The sequence below is a fragment of the Paraburkholderia nodosa genome (assembly GCF_001718195.1).
Lineage (GTDB): Bacteria > Pseudomonadota > Gammaproteobacteria > Burkholderiales > Burkholderiaceae > Paraburkholderia > Paraburkholderia nodosa_A.
This window is the reverse complement of sequence record NZ_MCNV01000002.1, coordinates 399,392-423,059: the sequence shown is the minus strand read 5'-3', so window position 1 is coordinate 423,059 and position 23,668 is coordinate 399,392. Positions and strand designations below refer to the sequence as shown.

Annotated in this window: 20 protein-coding genes; 15 read left to right on the top strand and 5 right to left on the bottom strand. The window is 64.9% G+C overall.

All coding sequences use genetic code 11. The features are described from left to right. Positions 1-194: 194 nt before the first annotated feature. The 9 genes from BFD71_RS05210 (at position 195) to BFD71_RS38900 (ending at position 10,032) form a co-directional block, all read left to right on the top strand. Complete coding sequence (locus BFD71_RS05210) at positions 195-1,490, top strand: extracellular solute-binding protein (RefSeq protein WP_069262204.1); 1,296 nt, start codon at positions 195-197, stop codon at positions 1,488-1,490. Between the two features lie 60 nt (positions 1,491-1,550). Continuing rightward, positions 1,551-2,468, top strand: coding sequence for a carbohydrate ABC transporter permease (locus tag BFD71_RS05205; protein WP_256094494.1), 918 nt, complete (start codon positions 1,551-1,553; stop codon positions 2,466-2,468). Between the two features lie 3 nt (positions 2,469-2,471). Beyond that, the gene (locus tag BFD71_RS05200) at positions 2,472-3,302 is read left to right on the top strand and encodes a carbohydrate ABC transporter permease (protein WP_069262203.1); all 831 of its coding nucleotides are present in this window, start codon (positions 2,472-2,474) and stop codon (positions 3,300-3,302) included. Positions 3,303-3,347: 45 nt separating this feature from the next. Next, positions 3,348-4,478, top strand: coding sequence for an ABC transporter ATP-binding protein (locus tag BFD71_RS05195; protein ID WP_069262202.1), 1,131 nt, complete (start codon positions 3,348-3,350; stop codon positions 4,476-4,478). Positions 4,479-4,586: 108 nt separating this feature from the next. Beyond that, on the top strand, positions 4,587-6,995 hold the full coding sequence (locus BFD71_RS05190; protein WP_069262201.1) for a glycoside hydrolase family 3 N-terminal domain-containing protein: 2,409 nt from the start codon (positions 4,587-4,589) through the stop codon (positions 6,993-6,995). A gap of 88 nt (positions 6,996-7,083) precedes the next feature. Then, positions 7,084-7,851 (top strand): SDR family NAD(P)-dependent oxidoreductase, encoded by a 768-nt coding sequence (locus BFD71_RS05185; RefSeq protein ID WP_069262200.1) that lies wholly within the window; start codon positions 7,084-7,086, stop codon positions 7,849-7,851. Next, on the top strand, positions 7,848-8,732 hold the full coding sequence (locus BFD71_RS05180; protein ID WP_069262199.1) for an SMP-30/gluconolactonase/LRE family protein: 885 nt from the start codon (positions 7,848-7,850) through the stop codon (positions 8,730-8,732). Before BFD71_RS05185 ends, BFD71_RS05180 begins: the two co-directional genes overlap by 4 nt. A 153-nt stretch (positions 8,733-8,885) precedes the next feature. Further along, entirely contained in the window at positions 8,886-9,512 is a 627-nt protein-coding gene (locus BFD71_RS05175; protein WP_069262198.1) for a hypothetical protein, read from the top strand. 181 nt (positions 9,513-9,693) lie between these two features. After that, positions 9,694-10,032 carry a type II toxin-antitoxin system RelE/ParE family toxin gene (locus BFD71_RS38900; protein WP_083245065.1) on the top strand — a complete coding sequence of 113 codons (339 nt, stop codon included), beginning with the start codon at positions 9,694-9,696 and terminating at the stop codon, positions 10,030-10,032. 59 nt (positions 10,033-10,091) lie between these two features. Here BFD71_RS38900 and BFD71_RS05165 read toward each other — a convergent pair whose 3' ends face one another. Both BFD71_RS05165 and BFD71_RS05160 read right to left on the bottom strand, forming a co-directional pair. Beyond that, complete coding sequence (locus BFD71_RS05165) at positions 10,092-10,976, bottom strand: amidohydrolase family protein (RefSeq protein WP_069262197.1); 885 nt, start codon at positions 10,974-10,976, stop codon at positions 10,092-10,094. Positions 10,977-11,014: 38 nt separating this feature from the next. Beyond that, a complete protein-coding gene (locus tag BFD71_RS05160; protein WP_069262196.1) occupies positions 11,015-11,512 on the bottom strand; it encodes a MarR family winged helix-turn-helix transcriptional regulator in 498 nt (165 codons plus the stop codon). A 111-nt stretch (positions 11,513-11,623) separates the two neighbouring features. Here BFD71_RS05160 and BFD71_RS05155 point away from each other — a divergent pair, with 111 nt between their 5' ends. The 5 genes from BFD71_RS05155 to mhpT all read left to right on the top strand — a co-directional run bounded on the left by BFD71_RS05155 (position 11,624) and on the right by mhpT (position 19,045). Then, the gene (locus BFD71_RS05155; RefSeq protein ID WP_069262195.1) at positions 11,624-12,451 is read left to right on the top strand and encodes a p-hydroxycinnamoyl CoA hydratase/lyase; all 828 of its coding nucleotides are present in this window, start codon (positions 11,624-11,626) and stop codon (positions 12,449-12,451) included. 35 nt (positions 12,452-12,486) lie between these two features. Next, the gene (locus BFD71_RS05150) at positions 12,487-13,938 is read left to right on the top strand and encodes an aldehyde dehydrogenase (RefSeq protein WP_069262194.1); all 1,452 of its coding nucleotides are present in this window, start codon (positions 12,487-12,489) and stop codon (positions 13,936-13,938) included. Positions 13,939-14,023: 85 nt separating this feature from the next. Then, positions 14,024-15,928: a feruloyl-CoA synthase gene (locus BFD71_RS05145; protein ID WP_069262193.1), complete on the top strand. Its 1,905-nt coding sequence runs from the start codon at positions 14,024-14,026 to the stop codon at positions 15,926-15,928. Between the two features lie 12 nt (positions 15,929-15,940). Then, a complete protein-coding gene (locus BFD71_RS05140) occupies positions 15,941-17,728 on the top strand; it encodes an acyl-CoA dehydrogenase family protein (RefSeq protein ID WP_069262192.1) in 1,788 nt (595 codons plus the stop codon). Positions 17,729-17,815: 87 nt separating this feature from the next. Further along, the gene (gene mhpT / locus BFD71_RS05135) at positions 17,816-19,045 is read left to right on the top strand and encodes a 3-(3-hydroxy-phenyl)propionate transporter MhpT (RefSeq protein WP_069262191.1); all 1,230 of its coding nucleotides are present in this window, start codon (positions 17,816-17,818) and stop codon (positions 19,043-19,045) included. 19 nt (positions 19,046-19,064) lie between these two features. Here mhpT and BFD71_RS05130 read toward each other — a convergent pair whose 3' ends face one another. From BFD71_RS05130 to BFD71_RS05120, 3 genes are all read right to left on the bottom strand, one after another. Continuing rightward, complete coding sequence (locus BFD71_RS05130; protein ID WP_069262190.1) at positions 19,065-20,021, bottom strand: PDR/VanB family oxidoreductase; 957 nt, start codon at positions 20,019-20,021, stop codon at positions 19,065-19,067. 64 nt (positions 20,022-20,085) lie between these two features. Then, the gene (locus BFD71_RS05125; RefSeq protein WP_069262189.1) at positions 20,086-21,138 is read right to left on the bottom strand and encodes an aromatic ring-hydroxylating dioxygenase subunit alpha; all 1,053 of its coding nucleotides are present in this window, start codon (positions 21,136-21,138) and stop codon (positions 20,086-20,088) included. Positions 21,139-21,243: 105 nt separating this feature from the next. Further along, entirely contained in the window at positions 21,244-22,014 is a 771-nt protein-coding gene (locus tag BFD71_RS05120; RefSeq protein ID WP_069262188.1) for a GntR family transcriptional regulator, read from the bottom strand. Positions 22,015-22,288: 274 nt separating this feature from the next. On the opposite strand from BFD71_RS05120, the gene BFD71_RS05115 reads away from it, so the two are divergent. Further along, positions 22,289-23,566 (top strand): MFS transporter, encoded by a 1,278-nt coding sequence (locus BFD71_RS05115; protein WP_069262187.1) that lies wholly within the window; start codon positions 22,289-22,291, stop codon positions 23,564-23,566. The last annotated feature ends 102 nt before the right edge of the window (positions 23,567-23,668 follow it).

The following is a 23,668-nucleotide window of genomic DNA, read 5'->3' as shown; positions in this document are numbered from 1 at the left end:
CAGATGCGCGCTTGTGCAACCGTCCCCGTGCGTACCACCCTTGCGCAGGGCGCAAGCTCCCACGGGGGCTCACCAGGAAAATCCCGCATAGCCGTAGTTTGAGTCTCGGCTTAACATCCACTAACGTTAAGGCTAACGTTAAACCCGCAGATAACTCAGGTAGCTCTCAAAATTCCTAAAGAGGGGACACAAACATGGCGTACCCAGGTTTCTCCACGGCGCGGGCCATTGCCGGCGCCACGGCACTGCTGTTTTCACTGTCTGCAGTCGTTTCGAACGCCGTTGCGGCGGAATCCAAAACCATCACGGTATGGGATCAGCAGACCAATGCGTCGTCGAGCAAGATCATCCGTGACGCGTCGGACCGCTTCGAAAAGGCCGATCCGGGCTACAAGGTCGAGAATTCGCACGTCCTGAACGAGGCGTACAAGACGAAGCTGAAGGTGGCGTTCGGTGCGAACCAGCCGCCGTGCGTGTTCGAGAACTGGGGCGGCGGCGGCCTGCAGGAATATGTGAAATCCGGTCAGATCGTCGACCTCACGCCGTACCTGAACAAGGACCCGGCGTATCGCAACCGCTTCATGCAGTCGTCGTGGAGCGTCACGACGTTCGGCGGCAAGACCTACGGTGTCGCTGCCGAAAACGCCGCGGCCGCCGTGATCTTCTACAACAAGGAAGTCTTCAAGAAGTACGGCATTACGCCGCCCAAGACGTGGGATGAACTGATGCACGTCGTGGATGTGCTGAAGCAGCACAACGTGGCAGCGTTCTCGCTTGCGAACAAGAACAAGTGGACGGGCTCGATGTACTACATGTACCTCGTCGACCGTATCGGCGGTCCGCAAGTCGTGAGCGACGCGATCGCAGGAAAGGGCAAGGGCTTCGAAGATCCGGCGTTCATCGAAGCCGGCAAGCGCATTCAGGAGCTCGTGAAGGCGGGCGCGTTTGCGCCGGGCATCAACGGCCTCGACTATGACTCGGGTGCATCGCGCCGTCTGCTGTATACGGGCAAGGCCGCGATGGAGCTGATGGGCGCCTGGGAAGCTTCGACGATCGCCAACGAAAATCCGACGTTCTCGAAGGATCTCGACTTCTTCCCGTTCCCGAGCGTGCCGGGCGGCAAGGGCGACCCGCGCGACCTGATCGGCACGGTGGGCGATGGCTTCCTGAGCATCTCGACCGAGTGCAAGACGCCGGAAGCCGCATTCAAGCTGATCCAGTCGCTGACCGACGACCAGGCGATGCAGGCGCGCGCGTCGGATGACCACAAGCTTCCGCCGGTCAACAACGTCAAGATCGACGATCCGTTCACGCAGCGTCTGCAGCAACTGCTTGCCGCGGCGCCGAGCGTGCAGCTCTGGTACGACCAGGCTCTGCCGCCGGCGTTGGGCGAACTGCACAAGGACACGACGCAGGCGCTGTTCGGTCTGTCGGTGACGCCCGAGGCGGCCGCGCAGCAAATGGAAGCCGCTTCGAAGAAGGGCGGTTGATCTCCAGCACTCAGGAAAAGTCCGGCTGGCGCCGCAAGGCGCCGGCCGGCAGAAAAGCTCGTGAATATTGCACTTTCCGCTACACCCGAACGCCGGCTGAAGCTCTCCTCGCAAACGCTCGTCACGGTCGTGTTTCTCGCGCCGGCGCTGCTGCTGCTGGCCGTGTTCCTGCTTTATCCGCTCGTTTCCAGCTTGCGGCTGTCGCTGCTCGACTGGAATGGTCTCGGCAATACGGCCCGCTATACGGGGCTCGCGAACTGGGCGCGGCTCGCCCATGACACGGTGTTCTGGCAATCGCTCAAGAACAACGTGATTCTCGCGCTCGCCTCGATTGTCATTCAGCTTCCTGTCGCGCTGGCGCTCGCCGTGCTGCTGGAAAAGGCCGGCCGTGGCTCGCGCGTACTCAAGGTTCTCTATTTTTTGCCGCTGCTCATGTCGAGCGTGGCGATCGGCGTGCTGTTCAAGCAGATCTACGATCCGAATTTCGGACCCCTGAATGTCGCGCTGCAGGCATTCGGGCTCGATGGTCTCGCGAAGGACTGGCTGGGCGACCCGCACTTCTCGCTGGGCGCGACCATCGCCGTGATCATCTGGCAGAACGCTCCTTTCTACATGATTCTGTTCCTCGCCGGCCTCTCGTCGATGCCGGCCGAGGTTAACGAGGCAGCGCTGCTCGACGGGGCTTCCGAGTGGACCATCTTCTGGCGCATCAAGCTGCCGCACCTGCAGGGCACGGTGCGCACGGCCGTGATCCTTTCCGTGCTCGGCTCGCTGCGTTACTTCGATCTCGTCTTCGTCATGACCGGCGGCGGCCCCGAGGGCTCGTCCGAGGTGATGGCCACCTACATGTATCGCACGGTGTTCAGTTCGTTCCAGCTCGGCTACGGCAGCACCATCGGCTCGGCGATGTTCCTGATCGTCATCGCAGTGGCGGCGGTGTCGATGTACTTCACGCGCCGCTATGCAACCGAGGTCTGAAGCATGATCAAGAAATTCCGCTTTCCCCGTGTGACGATTCCGATCCTCGCGCTGATCTGGCTGGCCGTCACCACGGTGCCGTTCATCTTCATGGTGGTGTCGAGCGTCAAGAGCCAGGAAGAGACCTTCACGACTTCCGTGTGGGCGCCGCCAAGCCACCTTTATTGGGGCAATTACGCGGCCGTGCTGAAGGGGCCGTTCTTCACATATTTCCGCAACAGCCTGTTCACGGTGGGCGTGTCGGTCGCGCTGATCGTCGTCATCAGCGCGATGGCGGCCTATGTGTTTGCGCGCATGCGCTTCAGGCTGAACAAGCTGCTCTTCGGTCTCGTGGTGGCGGGCATGATCGTGCCGCTGCATGCGACGCTGGTGCCGATCTACCTGCTTACGCGCAACCTCGGTCTTTACGATACGCAGTTCGCGCTGCTCGGCCCCTACGTGGCGCTCAGCCTGCCGGTGTCGATCTTCATCCTGACCGAGTTCATGCGGCAGATTCCGCGCGAGCTCGAAGAAGCCGCGCAGCTCGACGGCTGCAGCCCGTTCCGCATTTTCTGGCGCATTTTCTTCCCGCTTTCGGGACCGGGGCTCGCCACGGTGGCGATCTTCAACGGCATTGGTCTCTGGAACGAGTTCATCTTCGCGTACATGCTCACGTCGACGTCCGAGCACCGTACGCTGCCCCTCGCGATCTGGGACTTCATGGGGCAATACGCGTCGAACATACCCTCGATGCTTTCCGTTCTCGTGCTCACGTCGTTGCCGTTGATCGTCGCTTACGCGTTCGGTCAGGAGCGCGTGATCAAGGGGATGATGGCCGGCTCGCTCAAGGGCTGATTCAGGTCTGATTCGCACCGCTAACCGAACTTCGCATAAAACGATATGGCAAGCATTTCCCTCAACAACGTACAGAAGGCCTACGCGAGCGGCAACGCGGTGATCCGCGACGCCAACCTCGAAGTCGGCAAGAACGAATTCTGTGTGTTCCTCGGCCCGTCGGGCTGCGGCAAGTCCACGCTGCTGCGCATGATCGCCGGACTCGAATCGATCACCGACGGCGAACTGCGCATCGACGGTGAACGCATGAACGAAGTCGAACCCGCGAAGCGCAAGGTCGCGATGGTGTTCCAGAACTACGCGCTCTATCCGCATATGAGCGTGTACGAGAACATGGCATTCGGTCTACGTCAGGCGAAAATCGACAAGGCCGTCATCGACAAGAAGGTGCGCAGCGCGGCTGCCGCACTGCAGCTCGATAGCTATCTCGAACGCCGGCCCGCAGCGCTTTCGGGCGGCCAGCGCCAGCGCGTGGCGATCGGGCGCGCAATCGTGCGCGAGCCGGGCGTGTTCCTGTTCGACGAGCCGCTTTCGAACCTCGATGCGGCGCTGCGCGTGCAGACGCGTACCGAAATCGCGCGTCTGCATCGCGAGTTCAGCGAGGCGAGCGCCGTGTATGTGACGCACGATCAGGTGGAAGCCATGGCGCTGGCCGATCGCATCGTGCTCCTGCAGGCCGGCGATCACATGGAGCGCCACGGCAGCGTCGCGCAGGTGGGGGCGCCCCTCGATCTGTATCACCATCCGAAGAGCCGGTTCGTCGCGGGCTTCATCGGCTCGCCGAAAATGAACTTCTTCGCAGGCACGGTGGTGGGTGGCGACGATGGCGGCGTGGACATCGACCTGCAAAGCGGCGAGCGCGTGCGTGCGCGCGTGGACGGCTCGCGTGCGCGCGCCGGCATGAAGGTGACGCTCGGTGTGCGTCCGGAGCATCTGCGTGTGGCCGGCGATGCACGCAACGAACAGACGCTGGCGTGCCGCGTGAAGCTCGTCGAGCACATGGGCGAGCACAGCTACATCCACGCAACGCAGACCGGCTCGGGCGCGGCGACACTGATCGCCAAGGTGCCCGGCGACAGCGTGTTGACGCACGATGAAGTGGTCAAGCTTGCGCTGCCCGCCGAGGCATGCCACGTGTTCGACGAACACGATATGGCGCTGCGTCGTCTCATCTAAGCCGGGCGCCGCTTTCGCCGCGCGCCCGCGCAACGCCATTTTCAAAAGCACAACTAAACGGACGGCGAAACATCAGCGCCGTCTCGTGCAATACCAGGGAGTGAAGCAATGTCGCTTGAACACACCACAGAGATTCCGCTTTACCGCCGCTCCGACGCACCGACCGCGCAGCGCGTGGCGGATCTGCTCGCGCGCATGACGCTCGATGAAAAAATTGCCCAGCTTCACGCCGCGTGGCTGGTGCTTTCGGCCGACGGCGAGCACAAGGCGCGCAGTATCGACTTCGCGCAAAGCGCCAACAGCCTCACGGTGAACCAGATTCTCGAACACGGTCTTGGACAGATCACGCGTCCGCTCGGCACCCACACGGTCGATCCCAAAGAGGGCGTGCGTGCGCTCAACGAACTGCAGCGCAAGATGGTCGAAGATACGCGCCTGGGTATTCCCGTCATGTCGCACGAGGAATGTCTCGTGGGCCTGATGATCAAGGACGCCACGCTGTTTCCCTCGCCGCTGAACTACGCGGCGACGTGGAACCCGGATCTCGTGGGCGAAGTGGGGCGCATCATCGGCGAGCAGGCACGCTCGATCGGCTGCCACCAGGGCCTGGCGCCCGTACTCGACGTGTCGCGCGATCCGCGCTGGGGCCGCACCGAAGAAACGCTCGGCGAAGATCCGTATCTGGTGGGCGTGCTCGCGTGTCACTACGTGAACGGTTTGCAAGGCGAGCGCCGCGACGTGCTCGCCACGCTCAAGCATTTCGTCGGCCACTCCGCGAGCGAAGGCGCCCGCAATCATGCGCCCGTGCACGTCGGACCGCGCGAGTTGAACGACGTGTTTCTGCTGCCGTTCGAAATGGCGGTCAAACTCGCGCACGCGGGCTCGATCATGCCGGCGTACCACGATATCGACGGCGTGCCCTGCCATGCGGACCGCACGCTGCTGCACGATACGCTGCGCGAAAAGTGGGGTTTCGAGGGGCTCGTCGTTGCGGACTATGCTGCCGTCGACCTGCTCTACAGCCATCACGCGGTGGCGCACGACAGCGCGTCGGCGGCGGCGCTCGCGTTCAATTCGGGACTCGACGTCGAGTTGCCGGGGCACGAGTGCGCGGTCCATCTGAAAGAAGCGCTCGATCGCGGCGAGATCACCGAAGCGACGATCGACACTGCGGTGTCGCGCGTGTTGAGCACGAAGTTCCGCCTTGGCCTGTTCGAGAATCCGTATGTGGACCCCGAGCGCGTGGACGTGAAGGGCACGGCGGCGGCCGATACGGCTTATCAGGTCGCGCTCGAATCGGCGGTGCTGCTGCGCAATGAAGGCGGCGTGCTGCCGTTGAACGCCAATGGCGCGCAAACAATCGCGGTGATCGGCCCGACCGCCGACGACCCGCTCGCGCTGCTCGCCGGCTACAGCTTTCCGGTGCACCTCATCAACTCGGGCGAGCAGTCTGTCGCGTCGATCGCCACGCCGCTGGGCGCACTGCGCGCGCTGCTGGGCGATTCGCGCGTGCTGCATGCCAAGGGTTGCGACATCATCAAGACCCGCCGTGCGGGTGCGCCGGTTTTCCCGGGCGACGTGTCGCTCGACCTGAGCGCCGACGCCAACCGCGACGAACTGATCAGCAAGGACACCGATGCGATTCCCGACGCGGTCGATGCTGCGGGAAAAGCGGACGTGGCCGTCGTATTCGTCGGCGATCTGGCGGGCTTGTTCCAGTCCGGTACGGTGGGCGAAGGCTCCGATACGGACAGCCTGGAACTCCCGGGCGTGCAACTGCAATTGCTCAAGGCCGTAGTCGAGAGCGGCACGCCTACGGTCGTCGTGATGACGGGCGGCCGCCCGTACAACCTCGGCGGCCTCGAAGATCGCATTGCCGCGCAGATCATGGCATTTGCGCCGGGCGAGCGCGGCGCCGAGGCGCTTGCCGATCTGCTGGTGGGTCGCGCCGGGTTCAGCGGCCGCCTGCCGCTCTCCGTGCCGAAGAGCGCAGGAGCGGTGCCGTATGTGTACAACCATCGCCTCAAGAGCGCGGGCACGCCGATCGCCTACCACTTCGGCAGCCGCTATCCGTTTGGTTTCGGCCTCGGCTACACGCAGTTCCGTTACGGCAGTCTCGCGGTGGCGCAACACGAAGTCCCGCTCGAAGACGGCACCGTCGAACTGAGCTTCACGGTCGAGAACACCGGCTCGCGCGACGGCACGGAGATCGTGCAGATCTACGTGCGCGACCAGCATGCTTCGACGGCGCGGCCGGTACGCGAACTCAAGGCGTTCGCTCGTGTGCCGCTCGCGGCAGGCGCGCTCACTCGCGTGAACGTGAAGCTGCCCGTCGATATGTTCAATTTCACCGACGTACGCGGTGAGCGCATCGTCGAGCCGGGCAAATTCGATCTGATGGTGGGCAGTTCGAGCCGTGATATTCATCTGAGCGGCACGGTCACGGTGGTGGGTAGTGCCGCGCGCACGCTCCCGCGCGATTGGCGCATGCTGAGCGCCGTCGAAGTCGTCTCGTAAGCGAACGGGAAGCGGCAGGTCAGGGCGGCGAGCCATTTGCGGCTCGCCGCCCTGTTTGGGTTCTGACAAGTCAACACTGGAATATTTGATGTCGTACGCAATCTATCCGAGCCTGGCGGACAAAACCGTCGTTATCACCGGCGGCGGCAGCGGGATCGGCGCCGCGGTCGTGGAGGCATTCGCGCAGCAGGGCGCGCGCGTGTTTTTCCTCGATGTGGCCGAAGACGATTCGCTCGCGCTTCAGGAGAAGCTTCGCGGTGCGAAGCATCCGCCGCTGTTCAAGCGCTGCGACCTGTGCAGCGTGGACGCGATCGAGAGCGTGTTCGCGTCGATCGTCGATGCCGCGGGCCCGATCGACGTGCTCGTGAACAACGCGGGCAACGACGACCGCCATGATATTGGCGAGCTGACCGCGAGCTACTGGGACGGGCGCATCGCCGTCAACCTGCGCCATCAGTTCTTCTGCGCGCAGGCCGCCGCGCGGGGCATGCGCCAGGCGGGGCGCGGCGTGATCCTGAACTTCGGTTCGGTGTCGTGGCACGTCGCGTTGCCGAACCTGCCGATCTACCTGACCGCCAAGGCCGGCATCGAAGGTTTGACGCGCGGCCTCGCGCGCGACCTGGGCGGCGCGGGTATTCGCGTGAACTGCATTATCCCGGGCGCCGTGAAGACGCCGCGGCAGATGAACCTGTGGCAAACGCCGGAGAGCGAGGCGAAAGTCGTCGCGGGGCAGTGTCTGCAGCTGCGCATCGAGCCCGAGCACGTGGCCCGCATGGCCTTGTTCCTCGCATCCGACGACGCCTCGCGCTGCTCCGGGCGCGATTACTTCGTCGACGCGGGATGGTACGGAGAATGACGATGCCGCATCCCGTGTGCGTCTGGCCGATCGGCGCCGAGCTGGCCGAAGGGCCGCTCTGGCAGGCCGCGGAAAACGCGGTCTATTTCGTCGATATCAAGGGCCGCCGGATTCATCGCTTCGTGGTCGCGACCGGGGAGCGCACGACGTGGTACGCGCCCGACCAGGTCGGCTTCATCGCGCCGCTGGGCGACCGGGCTTTCGTGTGCGGCCTGCCTGACGGCCTGTATCGTTTCGACGCCGTGAGCGGGGAATTCGACAAGCTGGTCGATGTCGAGCCGCATCTGCCGGGCAATCGCCTCAACGACGGTTTCGCCGATACGCGCGGGAGCCTGTGGTTCGGCTCGATGGACGACGCCGAGCAAGCGCCGAGCGGCACGCTGTATCGCGTGGACGCAGGCGCGGTGGTGAGCACGCAGGACAGCGGCTACGTGATCACCAACGGCCCGGCCATGAGTCCGGACGGCCGCACGCTCTATCACAACGACACGATGCGTCGCGTCGTGTATGCGTTCGATGTTGCCATTGACGGCACGCTGTCGGGCAAGCGCGTCTTCACCGCCATTTCCGGCGACGGGTACCCGGACGGCATGGCCGTGGACGCAGAGGGCTACGTGTGGGTCGCACTGTTCGGCGGCTGGCGCATCGACCGTTATTCGCCCGAAGGCGAACTGGCCGGCCAGATCGCGTTTCCGTGCGCAAATATCACGAAACTCGCGTTCGGCGGGGACGATCTGCAGACCGTGTACGTTTCCACCGCGTGGAAGGGGCTCACGGCAGCCGAGCGCGAGAAGCAGCCGCTGGCGGGCGGCCTGTTCACGTTCCGCTCGCCGGTGCCGGGGCAGGCGCCGGGAAGCTGTGCGGCGGCCTTCGCACGGTAGGGAGCCTCGACCCCAGCCTCGACCCCAGCCTCTACCCTATAGGACCAAAGTCCGATGGTCGGGGCGTCCTGCAGTGTTAGGCTCCGAGAACACACGCCATGGTCCCGGACCGGCGCAGCAAGCGTGGCACCTGATCGTCTCAAGGGGACTACCATGCTCTACCGATCGAATACGCGCATTGCGTTCGCGCGCTGCCTGGCGCTCTCAGTCGTAGCATGCGGCTTCTTTGCGGCCTCGGTACCCCTGTGCCGCGCGGCTGACGAGGACGCCTCTGCCGCCTCGGAGGCCATGCCAGCCGGGGCCTCCGTCGACACGGAAAGCGGCACCATCAGTTTGATCGATCAGAAGAATGCACTCATCGTCGTGACCGTGCCGGGTCACGACGACCTGAGCTTCAACGTGAAAGATCATCCCGATGTGCTCAAGGTCATCCGGGTCGGCGACAAGCTGACGACCCACTACATGGAGCCGTACGTCACCGGATTGACGCCGGCCGAGGGCGCGGCGGTGACGCGCCTGAGCCACACGGCAAAGGTGACCCAGCACTCCTCCGGCGCCGACCAGGAAAACTTCCAGGTACTCCGGGTCTTCAGCGGCGTGGCGCAAGTCACCGGCGTCGACCGCAAGCTCAACCTCCTGACCGTCGTCGACAAGTCCGGCACTGCCCGTTCCATTCGGGTCAGCCGCCCGGATCTGATCGAAGTGATGCAGTCCCTCAAGCACCATAGCCACGTGCGGATCAAGTACGAATCCGAGATGACGATCATCGTCGCCCGTTAGCGGATACGCTGTGGGGGCGCCCGTTTCTTCCGGCCCTAAAAGGTGGTGCGTGCAATCGGACCGATAATTCTCGCCGATCACGTGAAGCCAATCAGCTACCTCAAGAGTGAAGCCGCGCAAATCGTCAAGGATCTGACCGATTCAGGGGAGCCGCTCATCATCACGCGGAAACGCTTCGCTAATGCAGGCCCTGCTGCTGAAGTACCGCGTCCTGCCGACCGCGCGGATCGGTATCGATGAGCTGAGAAGCTACATCGTCCGCGCATCCGGATGGGAGACCTGGCGTCAGACGTCGGCTCAACTCCAGGACACCATTGCGCAGACCCGCGAGTTCCCGGAGAGCGGCCATGTGCCTGCCGAACTCGATGGCTTTGTCGACGACACTTTTCGACAGATGTTTTCGGGCAAGAACCGGATCATCTATCAGGTCCGCGACGACACCGTTTTTATTCACCTCGTGATCGACACGCGACGCGACCTGCAAGCGCTTCTCCATAGAATCGTGCTCCGCTTGATGTAAATTGCATGGGCGCAGCGTATCGAATACCGTGGCCGTGTCTCGCCGGGCGCGCCGTTTCTTCAGGTTTTCGCGCCGAGATCCAGCAGCCGTACCGCATTCTCCTTGAGGATCAACGGGCGCACTTCCGGCTTGATGTCGAGCGTATCGAAATCCGCGAGCCAGCGATCCGGACGGATCAAGGGAAAGTCGGAAGCGAACAGCACTCGCTCGCGCAACAGCGTATTCGCGTACTTCACCAATTCCGGCGAGAAGTATTTCGGCGACCAGCCCGACAGGTCGATATACACGTTGGGCTTGTGCAGCGCGATGGAAAGCGCCTGCTCCTGCCACGGCCAGGAGGGATGCGCGATCACGATCTTCATGTCGGGGAAATCGGCGGCCACGTCGTCGAGATAGATCGGCTCCGAGTACTTCAGACGCAACCCGCCGCCGCCGCGCATGCCCGAACCCATGCCCGAGTGGCCGCTATGAAACACCGCGGGCAGGCCATATTCGGCAATCACTTCGTATAGCGGGTAAGCCAGCCGGTCGTTGGCGAAAAAGCCCTGCATGGTAGGGTGAAACTTGAAGCCGCGCACGCCATGCGCCTCGATCAGCCGCCGCGCCTCGCGCGCGCCGAACTTGCCCTTGTGCGGGTCGATGCTGGCGAACGCGATCATGATGTCGGCGTTCCGCTGCGCGAAGTCGGCGATCTCTTCGTTGTCGATGCGGCGACGCCCGATATTCGCCTCGCAATCCACCGTGAACATCACGAAACCGATGTTGCGCTCGCGGTAGTGCTCGATCGTTTCCGGAATCGTCGGGCGGCGGCCTTGCTTCAACACGGTGCCAAAATACTTGTCGGCGGCGTCGTCGAACTCCTTCGCGAAGAGGTCGGGCGGCTGGCAGCACGACACTTCGGCGTGGACGTGCGTGTCGATCGCAACGAGCTGGTCGATGTTCAAAGGCGTCTCCTCCTTATTGTCACTCGCCGCACGAGCGCTTAAGCAGCGCGCAGATTGCGCACGCAGGCATGCAGCAGCGCGTGGAGTTTTTCCGCTGTTTCGGTGTCCATATCGTCGAGCATTGCGCCTTCGACGTGGTCGGCGGCGGCGTCGCATTCGCCCAGCAGCGCGTTGCCGGCTTCCGTGAGCGAAAGCAGCACCACGCGGCGGTTCATCGGGTCGGCTTCACGCATGACCCAGCCGTTCGCCTCCATCGTCTTTACGACTTCGTTGGCGGCCTGCGGCGTGATGAACGAGCGCTCGGCGAGTTGCGCATTGGACGAGCGGCCGCGCGCACGCAGCACGGAAAGCGCGGTGTACTGCGGCAGCGTGAGCCCGTGGCGCGCGAGCGCTTCGGTCAGGCGGCGCGACACGACGCGGTCGAGCTGGCCGATCAGGTAGCTCAGGCGCATGGGCGGCACGGCGTGCGGGCTGCCCTCGGCGGCTGGCTGCGCGATTCGGGCGCGCGGCGCAGTGGGTGAGGTTTTCTGGTTCATCGCGTTTTACGGGTTTGTACCGACGAGATCATATTCTACTTTACATATCAGGTAGCTTGATAGTAAATTGATTTCAAGCCGCGAGTGCGGCAGTGTCTACGGAGAGAGAGAATGAGTTACGAAGGTCGCTGGAAAACGGTCAAGGTTGCGGTCGAGGGCGGCATCGGCTGGGTGACGTTCAACCGGCCGGAAAAGCGCAACGCCATGAGCCCGACGCTCAACAAGGAGATGATCGACGTGCTCGAAACGCTCGAGCTCGACGCCGAGGCGCAAGTGCTCGTGCTGACCGGCGAAGGCTCGGCATGGACGGCCGGCATGGACCTGAAGGAATACTTCCGCGAGGTCGATGCGGGCCCCGACGTCCTGCAGGAGCGCATTCGCCGCGACGCGAGCCGCTGGCAATGGCAGCTGCTGCGCATGTATTCGAAGCCGACCATCGCGATGGTGAACGGCTGGTGTTTCGGCGGCGGCTTCTCGCCGCTCGTGGCGTGCGATCTCGCGATTGCCGCGGACGAAGCCACGTTCGGTCTTTCGGAAATCAACTGGGGCATTCCGCCGGGCAACCTCGTGAGCAAGGCGATGGCGGATACGGTGGGCCACCGCGAGGCGCTTTACTACATCATGACGGGCGATACCTTTACGGGCCAGCAGGCCGCGAAAATGGGCCTGGTCAACAAGAGCGTGCCGCTCGCGCAACTGCGCGAGGAAGTGCTCGCGCTTGCCGCGAAACTGCTCGACAAGAACCCGGTCGTGCTGCGCAACGCGAAGCACGGCTTCAAGCGTTCGCGTGAACTGACGTGGGAGCAGAACGAGGACTATCTCTACGCGAAGCTGGACCAGGCCAACCATCGCGACAAGGAAGGCGGCCGCGAGCAGGGCCTCAAGCAGTTCCTCGACGACAAGAGCATCAAGCCGGGCCTGCAGGCATACAAGCGCTAATCGATAGCGGCGCACCAGACAGAGGAGACAACGACATGCATGAAACCCGGCTTCTGATCGGCGGCGAGAAGCGCGCCGCGTCGAACGACAAGACCTTCGAGCGCATCAATCCGGCCACGCGCGCGGTGGCCACGCGTGCGGCAGCGGCCACGGTGGAAGATGCGGACGCGGCCGTTGCCGCGGCCGCGCGCGCCTTCCCGGCGTGGGCCGCGCTCACGCCCACGGAGCGCCGCAAGCGCCTGCTGGCCGCCGCCGAGCGCATGGATGCGCGCACGGCGGACTTCATTGCCATCGGCGCGGCGGAAACGGGCGCAATGGCGAACTGGTACGGCTTCAATGTGATGCTCGCCGCCAACATGCTGCGCGAAGCGGCCGCCATGACCACGCAGATCGACGGCGCGGTGATCCCATCCGACCTGCCCGGCAGCCTCGCGATGGCCGTGCGCCAGCCGTGCGGCGTGGTGCTCGGCATGGCGCCCTGGAACGCACCGGTGATTCTCGCCACGCGTGCGCTCGCCATGCCGCTCGCGTGCGGCAATACTGTGGTCCTGAAGGCTTCCGAAGGGTGTCCCGGCGTACATGCGCTGATCGGCGAAGTGCTTAACGAGGCGGGGCTGGGCGAGGGCGTCGTCAACGTGCTCACGCATGCACCGGAAGATGCACCGGCCATTGTCGAGCGCCTGATCGCCAATCCCGCCGTCAAACGCGTGAACTTCACGGGCTCGACGCGCGTGGGGCGCATCGTCGCCGAACTTTCTGCTCGGCATTTGAAGCCCGCACTGCTCGAACTGGGCGGCAAGGCGCCCGTGCTCGTGCTCGACGATGCCGATCTCGACGCGGCAGTGGAAGGCATAGCGTTCGGCGCGTTCTTCAATCAAGGGCAGATCTGCATGTCGACCGAACGCGTGATCGTCGACCGCAAGATTGCCGATGCGTTCGTCGACAAGCTCGTTGCGAAGGCACGCACGCTGAAGGCCGGCGACCCCACGCAGCCGGGCTCGGTGCTGGGGACTCTGGAGAGCGAAGCATCGGCGCGACGCATACTCGCGCTCGTGGAAGACGCGCGCGAGAAGGGTGCGAAACTGCCGCTGGGCTGCGAGGTGAACGGCGCGATCATGCAGCCCGTGATCGTCGAAAACGTCACGCGCGAGATGAAGCTCTACGCCGACGAATCGTTCGGCCCCGTGGTGACGGTACAGCGTGTGGACAGCGACGAAGAAGCGGTGAAGGTCGCCAACGACAGCGAGTACGGGCTTTCGGCGGCGGTGTTCAGCCGCGATATCGCGCGCGCCATGAACGTGGCGAAGCGCATCGAATCGGGCATCTGCCACATCAACGGGCCGACGGTGCACGACGAAGCGCAAATGCCGTTCGGCGGCGTGAAGGCGAGCGGCTATGGCCGCTTCGGCAGCAAGGCTTCGATCGCCGAATTCACGGACCTGCGCTGGATTACCGTGCAGACCGGCCCGCGCCACTATCCGATCTGAACGCGCGCATCACGACATGAACCACCGGGCCGTCTGCGCCGATCCATCGCGCAGCCTGGCACCGGTCAAGCAAAGGAGACAGGCTTTGGATTCGGAGCCGACCCAAACGCATGCTCGCGCCGTCGTGCAACCGGACTTCGCCGGTTATCGCGCCGTCGCGATCGGCTCGGCCGCGCCGCAGATCGAACGGCGCGGCGACTGCTGGTATTTGCGCTCGAGCGAGGCGCTCGACGACTTCCCCGAACGCGTGACCGACCGGCTCGTGAGCGGCGCGCGCGAGCATCCGGAGCGCTGGCTCGTGGCGCGCCGCGGCGTCGACGGCCAATGGCAGGGCATCAGCTACGCGCAGATGCTCGAACGCGCCCGTGCGATCGGGCAAGCCTTGATCGAGCGAGGCTTGTCGGCTGAGCGCCCGGTCGCGCTGCTCTCGGGCAACGATCTCGAACATCTGCAGATGGCGTTCGGCGCGCTATGGGCCGGCGTGCCCTATGCGCCCATTTCTCCCGCTTATTCGCTCGTCTCCAGCGATTACAACAAGCTGCGGCACACGCTGGGTCTGCTCAATCCCGGCCTCGTATTCGCGGCGGACGGCCCCGCTTTTGCCGCGGCGCTCGACGCCGCGGTGCCCGCCGATATCGAGCGCGTGGTCGTGACGCCGGCTGGCGGCGGCCGCCGCGAGACGCCGTTTTCGACGTTGCTCGAGACGCAGGCGGGCAGCTTCGAAGCCGCGCAGACGCGCGTGAGCGGCGACACGATCGCGAAGTTCCTCTTCACCTCCGGCTCGACGCGCCTGCCGAAGGCCGTGCCCACCACGCATCGCATGCTGTGCAGCAATCAGCAGATGCTGCTGCAGACGTTCCCGCAGTTCGGCATCGAGCCGCCGGTGCTGGTGGACTGGCTGCCGTGGAATCACACCTTCGGCGGCAGCCACAACGTGGGTATCGCGCTCTACAACGGCGGCACGCTCTATATCGACGACGGCAAACCTGTGGCCGGCCGCTTCGAAGAGACGCTGCGCAATTTGCGCGAAATCGCCCCCACGCTCTACTTCAACGTCCCGAAGGGTTGGGAAGAACTGACTGCCGCGCTCGAAACCGACGCGCAGCTGCGCGAGACGTTTTTCTCGCGCGTGAAGATGTATTTCTTCGCGGGCGCGGGGCTCTCGCAGGCGGCGTGGGACCGGCTCGAACGCGTGACGCAGGCCCATTGCGGCGAGCGCATCCGCATCATGGCGGGCCTCGGCATGACCGAGACCGCGCCGTCGTGCCTCTTCACGACCGGCCCGGTGATGGGCGCGGGCTATATCGGCCTGCCCGCGCCGGGCTGCGAGACGCGTCTTGTACCCGTGGACGGCAAGCTCGAAGCGCGCTTTCGCGGCCCGAACGTGATGGGCGGCTACTGGCGCGCGAACGAGGCGGACCGTCACGACGTGTTCGACGAAGAGGGCTACTACCGCACCGGCGACGCCGTGCGCTTCGTCGATGCCGGGCGGCCCGAACTCGGCCTGCTGTTCGACGGACGCATTGCTGAGGATTTCAAGCTCAGCTCCGGCACGTTCGTGAGCGTGGGGCCCATGCGCGCGCGCATCGTCTCGGGCGGCGCACCGTACGTGCAGGACGCGGTGATCGCGGGCATGGACCGCGACGACATCGGCGTGCTGATCTTTCCGCGCCTCGACGAATGCCGCCGGCTCGCGGGGCTCGATGCGAGTGCGCCCGCGCGCGACGTTCTGGACGCGAGCGCCGTGCGCGACTTCTTTGCTGACCTGATGGAGCGGCTGAACCGCGAGGCGACGGGCAGCGCGACCCTCGTCACGCGACTGCACCTGATGGACGCGCCGCCGTCGCTCGATCTGGGCGAGATTACGGATAAAGGGTCGATCAATCAGCGCGTCGTGCTGAGCCAGCGCGCGGCGCTCGTAGACGCGTTGTACGCCGCGCGGGGCACGCAAACGCGCGTGATTTTCGCTCGTCATCTGCAGCACGTTTGAGGAACGTTCACGATGAGTCTCGACTATCAGGTCCCGCTGCGCGACATGCGCTTCGTGATCGACGAATGGATCGAAGCACCCGCATGGTGGCGCAGCGTTCCCGCATGGGCGGACCTCGACAGCGCGACGGCGCAGCAGGTGCTCGAAGAAGCCGCACGTTTCGTGATGGAACGCGTCGCGCCGCTGAACCCGGCGGGCGACCTCGAGGGGTGCCGCTTCGAGGGCGGCGAGGTCTCGATGCCCACGGGCTTTCGCGAGGCGTATGCGGATTTCGTCGCGGCAGGCTGGCCGACGCTCGCGCTCGACGCCGACGCGGGCGGCCAGGGCCTGCCGCAACTGCTCGAAGTCGCACTGCAGGAAATGCTCGCGGCGGCCAACCACGCATGGCTGATGTCGCCCGGCCTCACGCATGGCGCGACGGCGTGTCTGATGGCGCACGGCAGTGATGCGTTGAAGCGCGACTGGCTGCCGAAGATCGCGAGCGGCGAGTGGCTTGCCACGATGTGCCTGACCGAGCCGCAGGCGGGCAGCGATCTCGCGCTGCTGCGCGCGCGAGCGACGCCCGACGCGGCGCACGGCGCCTGGCGCATCGACGGCAGCAAGATCTTCATCACGGGCGGCGAGCACGATCTGACCGACAACATCGTGCACCTCGTGCTCGCGCGTCTGCCCGATGCGCCGGCGGGCACGAAGGGCCTCTCGCTCTTCGTGGTGCCGAAATGGACCTTCGGCGAGACCGGCGAGCGCGTGCGCAACGGCGTGCATTGCGAGGGCATCGAAAAGAAGATGGGCCTCAAGGCGAGCCCGACGTGTTCGATGCGTTTCGAGCACGCGCTGGGCTGGCTGGTGGGCGAGCCGCATCGCGGCCTCGCTTCGATGTTCGTCATGATGAACGCGGCGCGCCTGCAGGTGGCGATGCAGGGTGTGGGCCACGCGCAGCTTGCCTGGCAGCGCGCGCACGCCTACGCGCACGAACGCGTGCAAATGCGCGCCGTGAGTGCGCCTGCGCAATACGAGGGCGAGCCGGCGCAGGCCGCGCCGATCGCGTTTCATCCGGCCATGCGGCGCATCCTGCTCGACTTGCGCGCGACGGTGGAGGGCCAGCGGGCCATCGGCTACTGGATCGGTTACTGGCTCGACGTGGCCGCGCGCCACCCCGATGCGAACGAGCGCCAGGCGGCGGGGCAGCTCGCCTCGCTGCTCACGCCTGTCGCCAAGGCGTTCTTCACCGCCAATGGCTTTGCGGCGGCATCGAGTGCGCTGCAGGTGTTCGGCGGCTACGGCTATATCCACGAATACGGCGTGGAGCAGACGGTGCGCGACAGCCGCGTCGCCATGCTTTACGAAGGCACGAACGAAATCCAGGCGATCGATCTGCTCGTGCGCAAGGTGCTCGGCGATGGCGGCGAGGCGTTGCGCGCGTTGCTTGCGCATGTCACAGCGGACGCCACACGCTGTGTCGCTTCCCACGATTCTGCGCTTCACCGTGCAGGCGCACGGCTCGATGCGTTGGTGGCGGACGTGCAGCGCATCACGGGCGAAATCAGGCAGGGCAGCGCAGACGATCGCGAGTTGCCCTACCGCGTGGCCGACGACTATCTCGCGCTTATCGGCTGGCTGCTCGTTGCATTCGCCTGGGCGCGCACGCTGCGCATCGCGATGGATGCCTCGGCCGACGATCCGTTCTATGCCGAAAAGCGCGTCACGGCGCACTACTTCTTCGCTTACCCGCTCATGGCGTTCGATCACCGGCTGCGGCTCATCGAAGCGGGCTGCCGCACTCCGCTGCCCTATGCATGAAATTTTTTTAGCACGTAGGTTAGGTTAACTAACTAGTGACGGCGCGGTGAAAGGCCGCGACATTCCATTACAAAACGAGGAGGCAACGTGTCGTCATCGACTACGCAGGTGAGCGCGCGCACGGCGGCGGGCACCGCATGGGTGTTGGGTTTGTGTCTGATCGTGGCGGTGCTGGAGGGCGTCGATCTTCAGTCGACGGGCGTGGCCGCGCCGCGCATGGCGCGCGAGTTCGGTCTTTCGGTGAGCCAGATGGGGCTCGCGTTCAGTGCGGGCATGCTCGGGCTCCTGCCCGGGGCGATGATCGGCGGACGCCTCGCCGACCGCATCGGGCGCAAGCGCGTGCTGCTGCTCTCGATGGTCGCGTTCGGCGTGTTCTCGATCTTCACCGCCCATGTGTGGAGCTTTGCCACGCTGCTGGTGGCGCGCGTCTTGACCGGCGTCGGCCTTGGCGGCGCCATGCCGAACCTGATCGCGCTCTCGGCCGAAGCCGTGGCGCCGCGGCTGCGCAATACGGCGGTCAGCATCATGTATTGCGGCATGCCGCTCGGCGGCGCGCTCGCGGCGCTGATCGGCGTCCTCAGTGCGGGCGACACCGAATGGCGGCATATCTTCTATGCGGGCGGCGTCGGACCGCTCGTGGTCGCGCCGCTGATCCTCGCCTGCCTGCCCGAATCCGCGGCCTATGAAGCGGCCTCGAGCCGCGCGCAGTCCACGCAGAGCGGCCCGCCGCCCACGTGGCGCGTGCTGTTCGGCGACGGTCGCGCCGCGGTGACCGCACAGATCTGGATCAGCTTTTTCTGCACGCTGATCGTGCTGTACTTCCTGCTCAACTGGCTGCCCTCGCTGATCGTGAGCCGGGGCCTTTCGCGCAGCCAGGCCGGCGTCACGCAGATCTTCTTCAACGTGGGCAGCGTGATCGGCGTGCTCGGCATCGGCATGCTGATGGACCGCGTCAGGCCCGGGCGAGTCGTCGCGGCTGTCTATGCCGGCATCGCGATTTCGCTTTTCATGCTCGCGGGCGCGGGCAACCTGTTCTGGATCTCGGTGTCGGTGCTGCTCGCGGGCATGGGCGTGGTGGGCGCGCAGTCGATGCTCTACGCGCTTTCCGCGGCGAGCTACGCGACCGTCATGCGCGGCACCGGCGTGGGCGCGGCAGTGGCGGTGGGCCGCGTAGGGTCGATCGTCGGTCCGCTCGCGGCAGGGCAGTTGCTGGCGGGCGGCGCGAGCGCCACGACGGTGATAGGCGCAAGCGTCCCGGTTACGGTGGTGGCGGCGCTCGCCGCGCTGCTCGCGGTGAAGCGAGCGCGCGAATCCTGATGGGCGCCGCCGCGCCGTATCAGAGGTCGAGCACGAGCATGGGCGAGCGCGAGCGCGAGCAGCACGGCAGCAGCTGGTCGTTGGCGGCGCGCTCCTCGTCGGTCAGGTAGAGATCGCGATGGTCCGGCTCGCCGGATAGCACGCGCGTGATGCAGGTGCCGCATACGCCTTGCTCGCATGAGACCGGCACCTCGACGCCGCCCGCGCGCAACGCTTCGACGATGGTCGTGCCGGCCGGGATGTCGATCACGCGCTGGCAGCTCGCGAGGGTGACCTGGAAGGCGCCGTTCGTGTCGGCGTTCGCGCTCGCGCCTGCTTGGGCCGCGCCGAAGTACTCGCGGTGCACGTTCTGCGCGGGCCACCCCGCGCTGGTTGCGGCTGCGAGCACGGCGTCGATGAAGCCCGCAGGGCCACATACGTAGGCATGCTTACCGTCGTGCGGAGCGCCAAGCACGCGCGCGAGGTCGATGCGTGCATCGGCGCCTTCGCTGTCGAAATAGAAGTGCGTGTGCTCGGCAAAACCCGCTTCGGCAAGACGCTCGCGAAAGGCGGCGCGCTGTGGGTCGCGCGTGCAGTAGTGCAGTTCGAACGGGCGGCCTTCCTCACGCAACTGCTCGGCCATGGCGATGAGCGGCGTGATGCCGATCCCGCCCGCGAGCAGGATGGTATGCGTGGCTTGTTCGTCCAGCGGGAAATGATTCTTCGGGATGCTGATTTCCAGGTTCGTACCGGCGTCGAGCGCGTGCATCGCAACGGAGCCGCCGCGCGAAGCCGGGTCGCGCAACACGCCGATGTGGTAGGCGCCACGAACGGAGGGACGGTTGCAAAGCGAGTACTGGCGCACGAATCCATCCACATGGACGTCGATGTGCGCGCCCGCCGCGAAGGCCGGAAGCGGTGCGCCGTCGGCGCTCGCCAGTTCGAACTCGCAGATGTCGGTGGCGACGGGAATCTTGCGCAGAAGGGTGACTTTCATGATGCGTTGGGGCAAGGGAAGGAGAGCGGCCGCGCGTGCCCGCGCGACCGTGGCTTTGGTCGAATCAGTCCGTTGCGGCAGTGGCCGTTGTGTTGCGTTCTGCGGCGATCAGCCGGTCGAGCACGCGGCGCGACTGCACGCCGCCGGCGTCGATGTTGAGGCTCAGAATGCGGCGTTCGGGCCACGTGAGCAGATTGCGCTGCTGCGATTCGAGCATCTCGAGATCCTCCGAGAAGATCTTGCCCTGGCCCGTGCGGATCGTTTCGGTGAGCGCGTGATCGTGCACGGCGAAGCTGCGCGCCATGCCCCAGAAGTACCAGATCGACGTTTCGGTTTCCGGCGTAATGAAGTCGACGACGATGCTCGATGCCTTGTCGCGCGCATCGGCGTCATATCCGCCTTTGCCTGCGTGCGCCACGCCCACTTCGATCATCACGTGGCTGGGCGGCGAGAAGTGGCAAATTTGCCAGCGGTCGCAGGGCACGTTGTCGGCGAGGCCGTTGCCGCGCAGCGCTGCGGCCCAGAAAGGCGGCGGCATGATGTTGTGCATGAAGCGGCTGGTGGTGACCACGTCGCCGTTGACCGTGGTCTTGGGCGGTGCTTCCTCGATCTCGGGCTGGCCGATGCTCGAGGCGTGCACGTAGGTCTCGTGCGTGAGGTCCATGAGGTTGTCGACCATCAGGCGATAGTCGCACTGGATGTGATACAGGCCGCCGCCATACGCCCACGCGGGATTGTCGGCCCAGTCGAGGTGATGGATCTTCGCCGGGTCGGCTTGCGCCGCATCGCCGGGCCATACCCAAATGAAACCGTAGCGCTCGACCGCGGGATAGCTGCGCACGGACGGAATGCCGCCCACACGCTGGCACGGCATGCTCACGCATTTGCCGCTGGCGCCCACGGTGAGGCCGTGATAGCCGCACACCAGATACCCTTCGCGTACGCTGCCGAGCGAGAGCGGCGCGCCGCGATGCGGGCAGAAGTCTTCGAGCGCGGCGACGCCGCCTTCGGCCGTGCGCCAGAACACCATGCGCTCGCCGCAGATTTGCCGCCCCAGCGGCTTACCGTCGATTTCGTCGGGGGTGCATGCGACATACCATGCGTTTTTCAGGAACATATGTCTCCTCCAGGGCGCCTGGCTGCGCCTTCGTTCAGGGTGAGGGGCGGCACGCATGCCGCCGTTCGAATCAAGCCGTTTAGCGAGCGTGTATACCGCGCGCCACTAGCGCGGATTGCGGCGAATGAGATTGCCGCCAATCAGCCTCGTCATGGCGCGCTGGTTGTCGAGCACGCGCTTGAGGTTTTGATGGGCGATATGCGAATGCTCGCGCATCAGCGCTTCGGCGCGCGCGCCTTCACGGCTTTCGATCGCTTCGAGCACGGCGCGATGCTGGGCTTGCGCGACGATCAGCGTTTCGCGCGCACGCGGGTCGAGCGACTGCACGACGACGAACGCGCTGGCGGATGCAAACGGCAAGGTGGCGACTTTCTCGATCTGCCGCGCCACCACTTCGCTGTCGGAAGCCGCGGCCAGCAGCCGGTGAAAGCGGCCATTCGCTTCGACATAGCGGGAGAAGGTTTCTTCGCTCAGCTCGCCCACGAGCAGTTCGTCGATCTCGTCGATGCAGTCGTGCAGGTCGCGGAACATCGAATGGGTGATGCCGCGCTCGGCGGCAAGGCGCGCAGCCAGCCCTTCGAGCGTGCCGCGCAGTTCGATCGAGTCGCGTATTTCATTTTCCGAAAACGAGCGTACGGCATAGCCGCCGCTCGGAATCGGCTCGAGCAGCCCTTCCTCCTGCAGGCGCATGAGCGCCGCGCGCACCGGCGTGCGCGAGACGCCAAGGCGCTCGACCACGCCCAGTTCGGAAATGCGCTCGCCCGGCGCGAGTTCGCCGCCGAGTATCAGTTCTCGCAGCCCGAGCTGGGCCTTGACGGTCTGCGAAGCGGCGGAGCCGGCGCGCGTGCTGGCGGGGGTGTCGTCGATGCCGTTCATGCGTAAGGAAGTGGTGAAAAGCGAATGGAGAAGCGGCCAGAGACTGCACCACGATGTGTACAGATTGTATACAGCGAATCGATCTATTCAATACAACTGTCGCGAAATACAGGGTAAACGTGGAAAAGTAAGCGGAAAGTAAAGAGAAATTGTGTACAACGAGGGTCTTTTTTGATTGACATCACTAGGTCAGGTTTCCTACGATCTCGCTCGAAGTTCGATAAACGAAGCGTAGTTCGTAATGCGAACACGCAAGACAGCCAAGGAGACAAACATGACGAGGCAGGCCCAATCACACCATCCGCACGAAGCACACGATCTGAAAAACGAACGCAGGACGCTGGTCCTGCTCGCCATCGGCTTCGGTCTGGTCGGGCTCGATCGCTGGATGATCGCGCCGCTCTTTCCCCACATGATGAAAGACCTCAACCTGAGCTACCAGCAGCTCGGCCAGTTGATCGGCATTCTCAGCATTGCGTGGGGCGTGTTCTCGATCCTCATGGGCCGCCTGTCCGACCGCATCGGCCGGCGCAAGATCATGATCGCGGCGATGGTGATGTTCTCGCTGCTCTCCAGCTTCTCTGGTTTCGCGACCGGCTTCGCAAGCCTGCTGCTCATTCGCGCGCTGATGGGCGTCGCGGAGGGCGCATTCACGCCCACCAGCGTGGCCTCCGTGGGCGAGGCCTCGCATCCGTCGCGCCGCGGGCGCAACCAGGGGCTGCAGCTCAGCATGTTCGCGCTGATGGGCCTGGGCCTCGCGCCGATCATCGCGACGCAGTTGCTGCGCGTCGTGCCGTCGTGGCACTGGGTGTTCGCGGTTTCCGCGGTGCCGGGCCTCATCGTGGCCGTGCTGATCGCGACGATGTTGCGTGACGCGCCGCAAATCAAGCCGGTGCACGCGGCGGTTGCGCACGCAACGGGCGGCCCGCGCTGGAGCGCGCTCTTCGCCAGCCGCAATGTCGTGCTAGCCATGCTGGCCACGCTGTGCGCGATGGCGGGTATCTTCGTGATCGGCGCGATGGTGCCCAACTATCTCGTGGACTATCTGCATCTCGACACCGCGCAGATGGGCTTTGTCGTGTCGGCGATCGGCTTCGGCGGCTTTCTCGGTGAGTTCGGCCTTGCCAGTCTCTCCGACGTTGCAGGGCGGCGGCTGACTTCGGTCGTCTCGTTCGCGGGCGCGGCGATTTCGCTCTATGTATTCGCCCGCGTCGGCGCGAACCCGTGGATGCTCTTTGCCGTCCTGTTCGTCGTGTCGTTCTTCGCGCTTGGCATGCTGGGCGTCCTCACCGGTCCGATCGCGACTGAAGCTGCGCCGGCGGGTCTCGTCGCCTCGGCCATCGGCATTACTTCGGGTGCCGGCGAGATTTTTGGCGGCGGCATCGCGCCGGCCATTGCCGGTTATGTCGCGCAGCACGACGGCATTCAGTTCACGCTGCAGTTCGCGCTCGGCGGGCTCATTTGCGGCATCTTCGTTTCGATGTTCCTGATCGAAACCGCACCGCGCGCGCTGGCACGCCGGTCGGCTCCGGTCGCACTGCAATCCGACTGATGTCGCGGTGACGGCGCCCCGGCGCCGTTACGGTTTCCCGAAGTTCGACGATTATTTCAATTAATAAGGCATCCGTAATAAAAGGATGCCGACAAAGAGATC